The organism is Rhodopseudomonas palustris (assembly GCF_007005445.1).
GTDB classification, from domain to species: domain Bacteria; phylum Pseudomonadota; class Alphaproteobacteria; order Rhizobiales; family Xanthobacteraceae; genus Rhodopseudomonas; species Rhodopseudomonas palustris_G.
Window position 1 is genome coordinate 4,005,388 of record NZ_CP041387.1, and the last position, 14,623, is coordinate 4,020,010.

General features: G+C 65.6%; 11 protein-coding genes. 4 read left to right on the top strand and 7 right to left on the bottom strand.

Going from position 1 to position 14,623, the window contains the following annotated elements; all coding sequences use genetic code 11:
* Positions 1–25 precede the first annotated feature (25 nt).
* On the bottom strand, positions 26–2,515 hold the full coding sequence (locus tag FLL57_RS18435; protein WP_142883632.1) for a methyl-accepting chemotaxis protein: 2,490 nt from the start codon (positions 2,513–2,515) through the stop codon (positions 26–28).
* A gap of 218 nt (positions 2,516–2,733) precedes the next feature.
* On the opposite strand from FLL57_RS18435, the gene FLL57_RS18440 reads away from it, so the two are divergent.
* From FLL57_RS18440 to FLL57_RS18455, 4 genes are all read left to right on the top strand, one after another.
* Entirely contained in the window at positions 2,734–3,219 is a 486-nt protein-coding gene (locus FLL57_RS18440) for a (2Fe-2S)-binding protein (RefSeq protein ID WP_142883633.1), read from the top strand.
* Between the two features lie 124 nt (positions 3,220–3,343).
* Positions 3,344–5,698, top strand: coding sequence for a xanthine dehydrogenase family protein molybdopterin-binding subunit (locus FLL57_RS18445; RefSeq protein ID WP_142883634.1), 2,355 nt, complete (start codon positions 3,344–3,346; stop codon positions 5,696–5,698).
* A 140-nt stretch (positions 5,699–5,838) separates the two neighbouring features.
* Positions 5,839–6,639 carry an FAD binding domain-containing protein gene (locus FLL57_RS18450; RefSeq protein ID WP_142883635.1) on the top strand — a complete coding sequence of 267 codons (801 nt, stop codon included), beginning with the start codon at positions 5,839–5,841 and terminating at the stop codon, positions 6,637–6,639.
* Between the two features lie 185 nt (positions 6,640–6,824).
* The gene (locus tag FLL57_RS18455; RefSeq protein ID WP_142883636.1) at positions 6,825–7,940 is read left to right on the top strand and encodes a CaiB/BaiF CoA transferase family protein; all 1,116 of its coding nucleotides are present in this window, start codon (positions 6,825–6,827) and stop codon (positions 7,938–7,940) included.
* A gap of 123 nt (positions 7,941–8,063) precedes the next feature.
* On the opposite strand, the gene fahA is transcribed toward FLL57_RS18455, so the two are convergent.
* The 6 genes from fahA to FLL57_RS18485 form a co-directional block, all read right to left on the bottom strand.
* On the bottom strand, positions 8,064–9,332 hold the full coding sequence (gene fahA / locus FLL57_RS18460) for a fumarylacetoacetase (RefSeq protein ID WP_142883637.1): 1,269 nt from the start codon (positions 9,330–9,332) through the stop codon (positions 8,064–8,066).
* Between the two features lie 203 nt (positions 9,333–9,535).
* Positions 9,536–10,192, bottom strand: a complete 657-nt coding sequence (gene maiA / locus FLL57_RS18465; protein WP_142883638.1) for a maleylacetoacetate isomerase — start codon at positions 10,190–10,192, stop codon at positions 9,536–9,538.
* A complete protein-coding gene (hmgA, locus tag FLL57_RS18470; protein ID WP_142883639.1) occupies positions 10,189–11,535 on the bottom strand; it encodes a homogentisate 1,2-dioxygenase in 1,347 nt (448 codons plus the stop codon). Before hmgA ends, maiA begins: the two co-directional genes overlap by 4 nt.
* A gap of 57 nt (positions 11,536–11,592) precedes the next feature.
* Complete coding sequence (locus tag FLL57_RS18475) at positions 11,593–12,546, bottom strand: MBL fold metallo-hydrolase (RefSeq protein ID WP_142883640.1); 954 nt, start codon at positions 12,544–12,546, stop codon at positions 11,593–11,595.
* Between the two features lie 194 nt (positions 12,547–12,740).
* Positions 12,741–12,956 (bottom strand): DUF2783 domain-containing protein, encoded by a 216-nt coding sequence (locus FLL57_RS18480; protein WP_142883641.1) that lies wholly within the window; start codon positions 12,954–12,956, stop codon positions 12,741–12,743.
* Entirely contained in the window at positions 12,953–14,569 is a 1,617-nt protein-coding gene (locus FLL57_RS18485) for an FAD-dependent oxidoreductase (RefSeq protein ID WP_142883642.1), read from the bottom strand. The genes FLL57_RS18480 and FLL57_RS18485 overlap by 4 nt, the downstream gene beginning before the upstream one ends.
* Positions 14,570–14,623: the final 54 nt, after the last annotated feature.

Below are 14,623 nucleotides of genomic sequence, written 5' to 3' on the forward strand. Positions count from 1 at the left end.
CGCCGCGAAATGCGGCGGTGCACGCTCAGGCGGCGCGGATGTTCGCCATGAAACGATCGAGCTCGGTACGAAGCCGCGCGCTCTCGGCCGACAGGCTGCGGGCCGATTGCAGCACCTGCGCCGAGGCGGCGCCGGTCTCGGCCGCACCGCGATTGACCTCGGCGATGTTGCCCGCGACCCGGTGAGTTCCCTGGGCGACGCTCTGCACGCTGGCAGCGATCTCCCGCGTCGCGGCCTCCTGCTGAGTGACGGCGCTCGCGATCGAGGCCGAGATCGTCGAAATCTCCGAAATCGTGCTGCCGATCTTCTGGATCGAGGTCACCGAATCGCGGGTCGCTTCCTGCATCTCGGCGACCTGAGACGAAATCTCGTCGGTCGCCTTCGCGGTCTGGGTCGCCAGCGATTTCACCTCGGCGGCCACCACCGCGAAGCCACGACCGGCCTCCCCGGCCCGCGCCGCCTCGATAGTGGCATTGAGCGCCAGCAGGTTGGTCTGCTCGGCGATCGTGGTGATGAGCTGCATCACCTCGCCGATCTGCTGCGCCGCCTGGGTCAGCTTGCCGATCCGGCCGTCGGTCTCGTGAGCCTGTTCGACTGCGGCTTCGGCGATCTCGCTCGACTGCCCGACCCGGCGGCCGATCTCGCCGACCGAGGCGGACAGTTCCTCGGTGGCGGAGGCGACCGCCTGCATCCCCGACGACGCCTGCTGCGAGTCGCCGGCAACCTGTCCCGACAGCCCCTGCGTGGTCTCTGCGGTGCGAGTGAGCGTCGCAGCGGCGCTTTCGAGCTGCGCCGCAGCATCCGAGACGTGCGCCACGATGGCGCCGACAGCGGTCTCGAACTCGCTGGCAAAGCCGATCAGTTCGGCGCGCCTCGCCTCGCGGCCGGCGGCCGCCTCGGCCTCGCGGGCAATCGCGTCCTGCTCGGCCTTGCGGGCCGCCTGAACCTTGAACTCTTCGACCGCAGCCGCCATCTCGCCGATTTCGTCGCGGCGGCCGAGTCCCGGCAGGACCACGTTGAAATCGCCGCCGGCCAGCCTGCGCATCGCGGCGCACATCGCCAGCATCGGGCGCGAGATGCCGCGGCCGAGCAACCCCGCCAGCACCGCGCCGAGCAGGAAGCCGCCGATTCCCAGCGCCGCCACCATCCGTTCGGTGGCGGTGACGGTGGCGTCGGATTCGCGCTCCAGCCGCTGCTGATCGGACAGCAGGTCGGCCTTGATCGCTTCGGAATCGCGGACGATCGCCGCCGCAGCACCGATCATGGTCGTGACCTTGGCGTCGATCGCCTTGACGTTGTCCGAGAGCTTGATCAACGCCTGCCGGTACGCCTCCAGCATGGTGAAGATTTCCTTCACCGCAGCCGAGATCTCGGCGTCGCCGGACTTGACGATGTTCAGCGAGTTCTCGACGAATTTGAGACGCGCCAGGGCGTTGTCGGCGACAGGAACGCTGGAATTGAGCGCGAAGGTGTTCGCCAACGTCATCGCGGCAGCATACTGCTCGGAGGCGCGCTTCGCGCCGAGTTCGGCGCTCGAATCCTCGCGGTCGCTGGCCGTGCTCACCAGATCGTCGAACTTGTAGCGCAGGTTGAGGCCGCCGCGGGTCAACCCGTTCTGAATCACCAGGGCGCTGTTGGTTTTCAGCGCCACGATATCGGCGAACAGGTTGGTGAAGGTCGAGAATTCGCCCGACAGCCGGGTCAGCGCCTCGCGCTGCGCCGGCTTGGTGGCGCCCTGCAGGGATTCGGCAATCGCACCTTTAAGCCGAGTTTCAGCCGCGAGCGCAGCCTTGGCGTCCTCGTCCTTGCCGGTGAGCACGTAATAGCGCGCCCGCGCCTCGTAGCCGACCATCTCGCGGTCGATATTACGGGCGAGATCCGACTGCCGAACCCCGTCGCGGTAGGCGACCACGCCGTCCGAAACTTGCTCAAACCCGAGGTAAGCCAGCCCCATGCTGATCGCCGTGATGCCGAGCACCACTGCAAAGCCGAGCGTGACCTTGCCGCGAAAACGCAAAGCCGGCAGCGCCGCGGATTTGGCCCGCGCTGCGGCGGCAGTCGTCATGTTCACTTGATGTACCCCGTCCAAGCGCCAATCCCGGAACCGAACCGGGTACTCGAAAACTACGCGGCATTGTCTAAAGCTGCGTAAACCGGGGAGCGGAATTCGAAGTGCCGACTTTAGTCCAACAGGCCCGAAGTACTCAGTTGGTGATCTTCCGAAGATGCGCCGGTAAATCGCCGAAACGGCACTCGGACTGGCATGGCCGCAGGCCAGCGCCACATTTCTAAATCGATTGCCTTCGGCCGGCAGCGACAAGGCTCGCAACAGGCGTGGTTGCTGGCGCCGGCGAACGAAGCTCAGCCCCCGTTTCATGTTGAAATCGCGCCGCATGAAGGTCGTGCGCTTCTGCACGTGGCGATCAAGGCCCGACCTTGGACGCTGAAGAGCGGCGTCGGGCTGAATCCCCACCAGCGCCGACGCAAGTTCCGGATCCTCGCTGCTGCGCCGCAACGTAACACCTGCCGATCGGAAACTGCTTTCGATTTAGGAGAGAGCCGCATTGCCAGGGCATTCCAGCCCCCGCGGCAGACTGCTTAGTTCAGTCGGTCACCAAACCGTCATCAACGATTGACAGTCGCGGCCATCCAAGCCTCGAAAATCCCAGTTGCAAAGTCCGGCTGCCGCGCTTCTAATTGGAACAATTAAAAATTCATCGGGAGGACTGACGCGTGTCCAAAGTCTCACTGACCGTCAACGGAAAACTCGTGACGGCGGACGTCGAGGATCGAACGCTCCTCGTGCATCTGCTGCGCGATCACCTCGGCCTGACCGGAACCCATGTCGGCTGCGATACCAGCCAATGCGGCTGCTGCGTGGTGCATATCGACGGCCGTGCGGTGAAGTCGTGCACGACGCTGGTCGGCCAGGTCGACGGCGCCAACATCACCACGATCGAAGGCATCTCCAAGGGCGACGAACTGCATCCGATGCAGGCGGCGTTCCGCGACAATCACGGTCTACAGTGCGGCTACTGCACGCCCGGCATGATCATGTCGGCGATCGACATCGTGCACCGCTACGGCGGCAACCTCGACGAAGAGATCGTGCGCCACGAACTCGAAGGCAACATCTGCCGGTGCACCGGCTATCATAACATCGTCAAGTCGGTGCTCGACGCCGCCTCCCGCATGAATGTGGCGCAGGCCGCCGAATAGGCCGCCTGCCCGCCCGCCGTTTCGTCGCCGACCACACGTCTAAATGATGGCTGCTGAATGATGGCTGCGAGCCGCGACGTTCCGAATCCGCGCGGCTGAAGCAGTCGAAGGGAGAGAATTGCACATGGGCATCGAGGGTATCGGCGCGCGCGTCGCGCGCAAGGAAGACCGCCGCTTCATCACCGGCCGCGGCCGCTATGTCGACGACATCAAGCTGCAGGGCATGACCTACGCGCATTTCGTGCGCAGCCCGCACGCGCACGCCAAGATCACCGGCATCGAGCTCGACGCAGCCAAGGCGATGCCGGGCGTGATCGACGTGCTCACCGGCCAGCAGATCGTCGACGACAAGGTCGGCAACCTGATCTGCGGCTGGGCGATCCACTCCAAGGATGGCTCGGCGATGAAGATGGGCGCGTGGCCGGCGATGGCGCCGGAGACAGTGCGCTTTGTCGGCCAGGCGGTCGCGGTGGTGATCGCCGAGAGCAAGAACCTCGCCCGCGACGCCGCCGAGGCCGTAGTGGTGCACTACGAAGAGCTGCCCGCGGTCGCCAACATCAAGGCGGCGATTGCGGATGGTGCGGCGCAGCTTCACCCCGAAGCGCCCGGCAACATCGTGTACGACTGGGAGATCGGCGATCAGAAGGCAACCGACGAGGCGTTCAGCAAGGCCGCCAACGTCGTCTCGATCGAGCTCACCAACAACCGGCTGGTGCCGAACGCGATGGAGCCGCGCGCGGCGGTCGCCGAATACAATCCGGCCGAAGAGCACTTCACGCTCTACACCACCTCGCAAAACCCGCATGTCGCGCGCTTGGTGCTGTCGGCGTTCTACAACATCGCCCCCGAGCACAAGCTGCGGGTGGTGGCGCCCGATGTCGGCGGCGGCTTCGGCTCCAAGATCTTCATCTATCCGGAAGAGATGGTGGCGCTGTGGGCCTCGAAGAAAACCGGCCGCCCGGTGAAGTGGACCGGTGACCGCAACGAAGCCTTCGTCACCGACGCGCACGGCCGCGATCATCTGTCGAAAGCCGAGATGGCGTTCGACGCCGACAACAAGATGCTCGGGCTGCGGGTCAAGACCTACGCCAATTTCGGCGCCTATATGTCGCTGTTCTCGTCGTCGGTGCCGACCTATCTGTACGCGACGCTGCTGAGCGGCCAGTACAACATCCCGGCGATCTACACCGAGGTGGTGGGCGTCTACACCAACACCACGCCGGTCGACGCCTATCGCGGCGCCGGGCGGCCCGAGGCCTGCTATCTGCTGGAGCGACTGGTCGAGACCGCGGCGCGGCAGCTCAAGGTCGATCCGGCCGAACTGCGGCGCAAGAACTTCATCACCCAGTTCCCGCATCAGACCCCGGTGATCATGGCCTACGACACCGGCGACTTCAACGCGTCGCTCGACGCCGCGCTGAAGGCGATCGACTACGCCGGCTTCGCAAGCCGCAAGGCCAAGGCCAAGAGCGAAGGCAAGCTGCGCGGCATCGGCCTGTCCTGCTACATCGAGGCCTGCGGCATCGCGCCGTCCAAGGCGGTCGGCTCGCTCGGCGCCGGCGTCGGCCTTTGGGAATCTGCTGAAGTGCGCGTCAACCCGGTCGGCACCATCGAGATCCTGACCGGCTCGCACAGCCACGGCCAGGGCCACGAGACCACCTTCGCCCAATTGGTCGCCGACCGTCTCGGCATCCCGATCAACCATGTGTCGATCGTGCACGGCGACACCGACAAGGTGCAGTTCGGCATGGGCACCTACGGGTCGCGCTCGGCGGCGGTCGGCATGTCGGCGATCTTCAAGGCGATGGAGAAGGTCGAAGCCAAGGCCAAGAAGATCGCGGCGCATCAGCTCGAAGCGAGCGAGAACGACATCGTCATCGAGAACGGCGAATTCAAAGTCACCGGCACCGACAAGGCAATCGCGCTGCCGATGGTCGCGCTCGCCGCCTATACGGCGCACAATTTGCCGGACGGCATGGAGCCCGGCCTGAAGGAAAGCGCGTTCTACGATCCGACCAACTTTACCTTCCCGGCCGGCTCGTACATCTGCGAAGTCGAGGTCGATCCGGGCACCGGCAAGACTTCGTTCGTCAACTTCGTCGCGGTCGACGACTTCGGCCGGCTGATCAATCCGATGATCGTCGAGGGCCAGGTGCATGGCGGCCTGGTGCAGGGCATCGGCCAGGCGATCCTGGAAAACGCGATCTACGACGACAGCGGTCAGCTCGTGACCGCGTCGTTCATGGACTACGCGATGCCGCGCGCCGACGACGTGCCATCGTTCCAGATCTCGCACACCACGACGCTGTGTCCGGGCAATCCGCTCGGCGTCAAGGGCTGCGGCGAGGCCGGCGCGATCGGTGCTTCGGCAGCGGTGATCAACGCCATCACCGACGCGATCGGCAACAACCGGCTGGAAATGCCGGCGACGCCGGACCGGGTGTGGCACGCGATGCAACTGCAACAGGCGGCCGAATAAGACCGTCATTGCGAGCACCCGGATCCGCGCGTCGCGCGGTCCGGGCACAGGCTCCGCGAAGCAATCCAGAGGCTTCGCTTCTCGCAATGGCGGAGAGCTTGTTGGACAGACAAACAATCGATCTCTGACAGGAGATACCCATGTATTCCACCAACTATCACCGCGCCTCCTCGGTCGACGAAGCCGTGGCGCTGATCGCCAAGGGCAGCGACGCCAAATTCCTGGCCGGCGGCCACACGCTGCTGCCGGTGATGAAGCAGCGGCTCGCAGCGCCGGGCGATCTCGTCGACATCGCCAAGATCCCGGCGCTGATCGGGATCGAGGCCAGCTGCGAAACGCTGACCATCAAGGCGGCGACCACCTATTACGACATCATGCACAATGCCGACGTGAAGCGCATGATCCCGGCGATCGCGCATCTCACCTCGGTGCTGGGCGATCCGGCGGTGCGCTATCGCGGCACGATCGGCGGATCGGTCGCCACCAACGATCCGGCGGCGGACTATCCGGCCGCGATCCTGGCGCTGAACGCGACGGTGAAGACCAACAAGCGCGAAATCCCGGCCGATCAGTTTTTCAAGGGACTGTTCATGACCGCGCTCGACGACAACGAGATGATCACCGCGATCTCGTTCCCGGTGCCGGAGAAGGCCGGCTACGCCAAGATGCGCAATCCGGCATCGCGCTTCGCGCTGACCGGCGTGTTCGTCGCCAAGCTGAAGAGCGGCGAGATCCGCGCCGCCGCCACCGGCGCCTCGCAGGACGGTGTGATGCGGGTGCCGGTGATCGAAGACGCATTGAAGGCGAATTGGTCGGCGTCGGCGCTGGACGGCATCAAGGTATCCGACGATGGCCTGATCGAGGACATCCACGGCACCTCGGACTACCGCGCCAACCTGATCAAGGTGATGGCGCAGCGCGCGGTCCAGGCCGCAGGCTGAGTAATTCCACTCCACGGCAGGCGGCGCGCCGGTGGCGCGCCGCTTTGTTTTTGTGCGGTGCCGCAGCATGGCGGCATGCGGCGCTGGGACGAAAAGTCACTTGCCCGGAGCACACCGGGCATGATGATTGATCCTGACAACAACCGCTCCGCGCCGCGCGCGGACAACAACAATGGACACCCAAGGTGCAAGACACAGTGACCGCCTCCCCCAAGCCAACCACGAAAGCCAACGTCAGCGGCCCGCTCTCCGGTACCCGCATCGTCGAATTCGCCGGCATCGGGCCCGGCCCGTTCGGCTCGATGCTGCTCGCCGACATGGGCGCCGAGGTGATCACGCTGGTGCGCGCCGGCCAGAAGCCGCAGGGCGCCGCCGCGCGTGGCCGCACCGTCGTCACCGTCGACCTGAAGGACAAGGCCTCGGTCGCCGAGGTGCTGAATTTGCTCGACGGCGCTGACGCGCTGATCGAAGGCTATCGCCCCGGCGTGATGGAGCGCCTCGGCCTCGGCCCCGACGTGGTGATGGCGCGCAATCCGAAGCTGGTCTATGCGCGGATGACCGGCTGGGGCCAGACCGGCCCGCTGGCGCAGGCCGCCGGCCACGACATCAACTACATCTCGATCACCGGCGCGCTCGCAGCGATCGGCCCGGCCGACAAGCCGGTCCCGCCGCTCAATCTGGTCGGCGATTTCGGCGGCGGTTCGCTGTATCTGGTGGTCGGCATCCTCGCCGCGTTGCTCGAAGCCTCCAAGTCCGGCAAGGGCCAGGTGGTCGATGCCGCGATGTGCGACGGCGCCGCCTCGCTGATCACGATGTTCTTCGACATGACCGCGGCGGGCCGCTGGAAGGAAGGCCGCGAGAGCAACATGCTCGATGGCGGCGCGCACTTCTACGGCACCTATGCATGCGCCGACGGCCAGTTCATCTCGATCGGCTCGATCGAGCCGCAGTTCTACGCTCTGCTGCGCCAGATCGCCGGGCTGACCGACGCCGACTACGACGCCCAGATGGACATCAAGCAATGGCCGGCGCTGAAGCAGAAGCTCGCCGCGGTGTTCAAGACCAAGAGCCGCGACGAATGGTGCAAGCTGATGGAAGGCACCGACGTCTGTTTCGCCCCGGTGCTGACGATGTCCGAAGCCACCAAGCATCCGCACATGGTGGCGCGCGAGGTGTTCATCAATCACGAGGGCCACACCCAGCCGGCCCCCGCCCCCCGCTTCTCCCGCACCCCCTCGGCCGCCCGCCCGCCGGTGCATTCGCAGATCGGCGAGGTGGTGAAGGCCTGGGGCGGGAATTAACAAGTCGTCACGTCATTCCGGGGCGCTCGCGCAGCGAGCGAACCCGGAATCCAGCAGTTCAGAGCACCTCGGGATTCCGGGTTCGCGAGCTACGCTCGCGCCCCGGAATGACGGTGCAAGGAACTACTCGCTCGCCGCCAGCACCGTGCCCTCGACTTCGCCGAAGCCGACGCGGTAGCCGTCGCCTTGGCACCAGCCGCGCATCACCAGGCTGTCGCCGTCTTCGAGGAAGCTGCGGCTCTCGCCGCTGGGCAATTGCAGCGGCTCCGTCCCGTTCCAGCTCAATTCCAGCAGACTGCCGAGCTGATCCTTCTGCGGGCCCGACACCGTGCCGGAGCCGAGCAGATCACCGACGCTCATCGCGCAGCCGCTCGAGGCGTGGTGCACGAGCTGCTGCACCGACGACCAGTACATGTATTTGAAATTGGTGGCGCTGATCCGCGCCGGCTGCTGCATCGCTGGCGTCCGCAAGGCGACTTCCAGCGCCATGTCGTAATTGTTGACGCCCTTCTGCTGCAAATACGGCAGCGGCGCCGGGTCCTGCACCGGCCCGGTCACGCGAAACGGCTCCAGCGCCTCGCGGGTGACGATCCACGGGCTGATCGAGGTCGCGAACGCCTTGGCCTGGAACGGCCCGAGCGGCACGTACTCCCATTGCTGGATGTCGCGCGCGCTCCAGTCGTTGAGCAGCGTGAAGCCGAAGATCATGTCTTCAGCCTGCGCTTCGGTGAGCATCGAGCCCATCACCGAGGACTGCCCGACCACCACGCCGATCTCGAGTTCGAAATCCAGCCGCTTGCAAGGTCCGAAGCTCGGCAGCTCCGCCGACGGCGGCTTGAGCTGGCCGCGGGGGCGGTGGATCTTGGTGCCGCTGACCACGACAGTCGAGGCCCGGCCGTTGTAACCGATCGGGATATGCAGCCAGTTCGGCAGCAGCGGATTGGTCTTGTCACGGAACATGGTGCCGACATTGGTGGCGTGTTCCTTCGACGAGTAGAAATCGGTGAAGCCTTCGACGCGGAGCGGCAGATGCAGCTTCACCCGGCGCATCGGCAGCAGCGCCCTGGCGCGCAACTCCGCGTTGTCGCGCAGCTCGGGATTGTCGTGCCGCAGCAGCGCGCTGATCCGCGCCCGCGTGCTGCGCCAGACGTTCGGCCCGAGCGCCATGAAGGCATTGATCGAGCCTTGCGCGAACACGCCTTCCGGCAGATCGAGCAGCTTCGCAGCCTGCAATGCTGAAAGATCGAGCACGAGCTCACCGATCGCGACACCAACCCGGGGCGATGGATGATCTGCGGTCGAGAACACGCCGTAAGGCAGGTTCTGGATCGGGAAGTCGGAGTCAGCCTTCACCTCAATGAAGGAGCGCAGGCGCGGGTCGTTGGGGTGCATTAAGGGTCCTGGATTTCGTTAGCTTCGATGCCGTCGTACTCGAACTTCGTCATGGCCGGGCTTGTCCCGGCCATCCACGCCTTCCTCGCGATCTATGCAGCAAGACGTGGATGCCCGGGACGAGCCCGGGCATGACAGGTTGATGGGTCGTACCAAAACAGCTGGATTGCTTCGTCGCTCCGCTCCTCGCAATGACGAAGATACTACTCCGCATCCGGCTGACGGCCCGGCTCCGCGGCGACGAAAGCGTCGATCTTCATTGCTTCGGCTTCGATCTGGCGGATGCGTTCGAACGGGGCGAGGTCGGCGTCGAAGCGGCGGGCGTTGAACACCTGCGGCACGATGCAGATGTCCGCGAGCGTCGGCCGGTCGCCGTAGGCGAACGGCCCCGGCGTCTGCGCCAGCCGCGCCTCGATCGCCGCAAAACCTTGTTCGATCCATTCTTTCGACCAACGGGCGCGGTCGATCTCGTCGACGCCGAGTTCGCTCAGCCGTTTCAGGATTCGGAGGTTACCGATTGGATGGATATCGCAAGCCACCGCATAGGCGATCTCGCGGACGATGGCGCGAGCCTTCGGATCTTTCGGCAGCAGCGGCGGCTCGGGATGAGTCTCGTCGAGATATTCGATGATCGCCAGCGATTGGCCGAGGTTGAACTCGCCCTCGCTCCAGTACGGCACCAGGCCGGCCGGATTGATCCACCGATAGGCCTCGAGGTTCTGCTCGCCGTCGCGCAGATGCACGTAGCGCTGCGCCACGATGATGTTCTTCAGGTTCAGCGCGATTCTGACCCGATAGGCCGCGGAGGAACGGAAATAGCCGTACAGCACCGCAGCGTCGTGATCCTGAGCTTTGGTCATGGCCGGTTCGGATCAAAGCGCTTTTCGAGGCCGTTCCAGCAGTCGGCGTAGTCGTCCTGCAGCAGGCCCGAGTTCGCCGCATATTCGGTGACGCGCTGCGGATAGCGGGTCTCGAACATGAACGCCATCGTGCCGGTCAGCTTCACCGGCTTCAGCTCGCCGTTGCTGGCATGATCGAACGCCTCGCGGTCAGGCCCGTGCGGCAGCATCATGTTGTGCAGCGATGCGCCGCCGGGCACGAAGCCCTGCGGCTTGGCGTCATACACGCCGTAGATCAGCCCCATGAACTCCGACATGATGTTCATATGATACCACGGCGGCCGGAAGGTGTTCTCGGCCACCATCCAGCGCTCGGGGAAGATCACGAAGTCGATATTGGCGGTGCCGGGCGTCTCGGACGGCGAGGTCAGCACCGTGAAGATCGACGGATCGGGATGATCGAAGCCGATCGCGCCGACCGGCGAATAGGTCCGCAGATCGTATTTGTACGGCGCGTAATTGCCGTGCCAGGCGACGACGTCGATCGGCGAATGCGCAAGCTGCGTCACGTACAGCGCGCCGCCCCATTTCACATACAGCTCGGTCGGCGTGTCTTTGTCCTCGTAAGCGGCGACCGGGGTGAGAAAGTCGCGCGAATTGGCGAGGCAGTTGGCGCCGATCGGGCCGCGCTCCGGCAGCGTGAAGGCGCCGCCGTAGTTCTCGCATAGATAGCCGCGCGCCGGGCCGTCGACCAGCTCGACCCGGAATTTGACGCCGCGCGGGATCACCGCGATCTCGGCCGGCTCGATGCTGATGATTCCGAACTCGGTGACGAGGCGTAGGCTGCCCTGCTGCGGCACGAACATCATCTCGCCGTCGGCATTGTAGAAATGCTGATCGACCATCGACTCGGTGATCAGATAGAGATGCGTCGCCATCCCGGCCTGGGTGTTGACGTCGCCGGCGGTGGTCATGGTGCGCACGCCCTGCAGGAAGGTCAGCTTGTCCTGCGGCATCGGCGGCGGATCCCAGCGCAGTTGCGCGATCGGCAGGTCGTGCTCGAAGCACGGCGCCGAGCGCCACAGGCCCATCTCGGCCTTGGCGAACTGGCCGGAGTGCTTCACCGAGGGACGGATGCGATACAGCCACGATCGCTCGTTGGCGCCGCGCGGCGCGGTGAAGGGCGAACCGGACAACTGCTCAGCGTAGAGACCATAGGCGCAGCGCTGCGGCGAGTTGCGCCCCACCGGCAGCGCGCCGGGCAGCGCCTCGGTCTCGAACGAATTGCCGAAGCCGGACATGTAGCCGGGCGTGATGCCTTGCGAGGAGTTGCCGATGATCTGCGGCGCGGCATTGATGTTCATGGTCGTCCTCCGATCGGTTGGCGAGGGACGCGGCCGAAGCCGCGCTCGCGGTTCGGACTAACCGCCCTGCAGGGCGGCCCACATTTCGCGATCGCGCTCGGCGGTCCAGATCACCGGATCATCGATGCCCGAGGCTTCGTCGAACGCCCGCGACACGTTGAACGGCAGGCAGTGCTCGTAGATCGCGAAGGACGCGAACTTCGGGTCCATCACCTCGCGGGTGGCGTCCCAGGTCTCCTTCAGGCTGCGGCCCTTGGCGACCGAGACCTCGGCAGCGCCGTACAGCGTGCCGACGAAATCGCGCGTCATCGCGATCGCCTCGCGCGTGGTCTCCAGCCCCTTCAGCGCGTCGCCGCGCCCGGGCGCGATCGCCTTCGGATTGAACTCGCGGATCTCATTCAGCGTCGCCGGCCATTCGCGCAAATACGCGTCGCCGCAATAGCAGGCCGAGTGATACTCGACGAGGTCTCCGGTGAACATCACCTGCGCGTCCGGCACCCAGGCGACGATGTCACCCGAGGTGTGGCCGGCGCCGAGCTGCATCAGCCGCACCTCACGCTTGCCTAGGAAAACCGACATCTCGCCGTCGAACGCCAGCGTCGGCCAGGTCAGCCCCGGAATGCTCTCGGCATCCTGGAACAGCCGCGGAAACCGGCCGTATTCCGAATCCCAATCCTGCTGGCCGCGCTCCTCGATCAGTCGGTAGGTCTCCTGCGACGCGATGATGCCTTGCGCCTGATAGGCCGACGCGCCGAGCACGCGCACCGCATGATAGTGCGACAGCACCACGTATTTGATCGGCTTGTCGGTGACGCTGCGGACGCGCTCGATCACCTTGCCGGCCATCGCCGGCGTCGCCTGCGCGTCGAACACCAGACAGCCATCGTCGCCGACGATCACCGCCGAATTCGGATCACCCTCCGCCGTGAATGCGTACAGATCGGGACCGATCTCGGAAAACGTCACCTTCTTCTCGGCGAGGTCGGTGGTGGAGGCGAAGCCTTTGGCCATGTGTATTCCTTACTCTGTTTTTAGTTGGTCATTCCGGGGCGCTCGCGCAGCGAGCGAACCCGGAATCCCGAGCTGTTCTGCGACCGCCGCTTCGCACCATCACTTCGAGATTCCGGGTTCGCGCCTCGCGGCGCGCACCGGAATGACGAACCTTGGGACGATGTGCTTGCGCCGCGCGGTTTCGTTGACGCCGGTCACTCCCGTTGCCCCTCCACCACGCTCCGCTTCGCCAGCGCCGTCGCTTCGCGCAGCAGGTCGAGGTCGCCGATGTGGTTGGCGAGGATCAGCACCAGCGCCGCGTCGAGCGCCGCGCTCTGTTCGTCGCTGAGCCCGCGATGCGTCTCGACGATCAGCCGGTAGGCAGCATCGGGATCGGCGAAATTGCTTTTGGTCGACAGCACGGCACTCATGGCGCAGCCCTCCCGCACGCCCGCGCCAGCGCCGCATCGATTGCATCTGTCGTCGGGTGCCGGAAGCGCGCGGCGACGTAGCCGTCGGGGCGCAGCAGATAGGCCGAGCCCGGCGCCGCATCGTAGCGCTGCGCGAAGGCGCCCTGCTGGTCGCGCAGCGGCGCGTCGTCGCCGATGCGCAGACTTGCGACTCCGTCGGGCAGCGGCGCGCGCACGCCATTGGCGCTTTCGAGCAGCACGAAATTACGGCCCGCCTGTGTGAACGCATCGGTGAGAAACAGCGGCTCACCTTCGGCGGAACATAGCGGCGCATCGATCAGCGCGGCGCCTGGGCGTGGACCGGCGGCCCAGCCATCGACATCCGGCGTGGACAGGGGGCTATCGTACACCGACGGCGTCGACAGCCGGCCGGCATTGACCATCCGCTTGGCGAACTCGACATCGTGCGCCAGCGCCAGCACCGCGTCGCGCAGCCGGCGTTCCTGCTTCGAATGCGGCGCGATGAAATCGGTCGAGCGGGTGGAGTGACGGATGTTGTCGTCGGCGGCCTGGCTGCGCTCGATATCGTAGCTGTCGAGCAGGCTCGCCGTTGCCTGCCCGCGCAGCACCAGATCGAGCTTCCAGGCGAGGTTCTCGCCGTCCTCCAGACCCGAATTGGCGCCGCGCGCGCCGAACGGCGATACCTGATGCGCCGAATCGCCGGCGAAGATCACCCGCTCGTGCAGAAAGCGTTGCATCCGCCGACACTGGAACTTGTAGATCGAGATCCACTCGAAGCTGAAATCGCCATGGCCGAGCATCCGCTCGATCCGCGGCCGCACCCGCTCCGGCTGCCGCTCGACCGCGGCATCGGCCTCGGGGCCGATCTGCAGGTCGATCCGCCAGACATCGTCGGGCTGGCGATGCAGCAATGCCGACTGGCCGGAGTGGAACGGCGGATCGAACCAGAACCAGCGCTCGGTCGGAAACTCCGCCGTCATCTTCACGTCGGCGATCAGGAACTGATCCTCGAACACCTCGCCGGCGAACTCGGCGCCGACCATGCCGCGCAGCGCCGAGCGGGCGCCGTCGCAGGCGACCACATAGTCGGCCGCCAGCCGATACGGCCCATCCGGTGTCTCGATCGTCAGCTCGGCATGATCGTTGTGCTGGGCGAGCGCCGTCACCTTGTTGCGCCAGCGCAGGTCGATTCCCGGCAGTTGCTGCACCCGGCCGACCAGGAACGCCTCGGCGTAGTATTGCTGCAGATTGATGAAGGCCGGCATCTTGTGGCCGGTCTCCGGCAGCAGGTCGAAGCGGTACACCATCTCGTCGCGGCGAAAGATCTTGCCGACCTGCCAGACGACGCCCTTCTCGACCATCTGCGTGCCGACGCCGAGCCGGTCCCAGACTTCAAGCGCGCGCTTGGAGAAGCAGATCGCGCGCGAGCCTTCGCCGATCCGATCGGCATCGTCGAGCAGCACGACGTTTTGGCCCCGCTGCGCCAGATCGATCGCCAGCGACAGCCCGACCGGACCGGCGCCGACCACCACGACCGGATGGCGCGCGGGTTCCTGACGATCCTGATCCGCGTGCCGGCGATAGCCGAACTGAAAATGCTCCTGATGGGCCATCGGCCTCAGCCCTGCCGACCCGTCCCGTGCAAAGCGCTGGTCAAGGCGTCCTCC

Coding starts and splice junctions, on each gene's coding strand:
- FLL57_RS18445 (WP_142883634.1), top strand. CDS start 3,344: ATGGGCATCGAGGGTATCGGCGCGCGCGTCGCGCGCAAGGAAGACCGC.
- FLL57_RS18450 (WP_142883635.1), top strand. CDS start 5,839: ATGTATTCCACCAACTATCACCGCGCCTCCTCGGTCGACGAAGCCGTG.
- fahA (WP_142883637.1), bottom strand. CDS start 9,332: ATGCACCCCAACGACCCGCGCCTGCGCTCCTTCATTGAGGTGAAGGCT.
- maiA (WP_142883638.1), bottom strand. CDS start 10,192: ATGACCAAAGCTCAGGATCACGACGCTGCGGTGCTGTACGGCTATTTC.
- hmgA (WP_142883639.1), bottom strand. CDS start 11,535: ATGAACATCAATGCCGCGCCGCAGATCATCGGCAACTCCTCGCAAGGC.
- FLL57_RS18475 (WP_142883640.1), bottom strand. CDS start 12,546: ATGGCCAAAGGCTTCGCCTCCACCACCGACCTCGCCGAGAAGAAGGTG.
- FLL57_RS18480 (WP_142883641.1), bottom strand. CDS start 12,956: ATGAGTGCCGTGCTGTCGACCAAAAGCAATTTCGCCGATCCCGATGCT.
- FLL57_RS18485 (WP_142883642.1), bottom strand. CDS start 14,569: ATGGCCCATCAGGAGCATTTTCAGTTCGGCTATCGCCGGCACGCGGAT.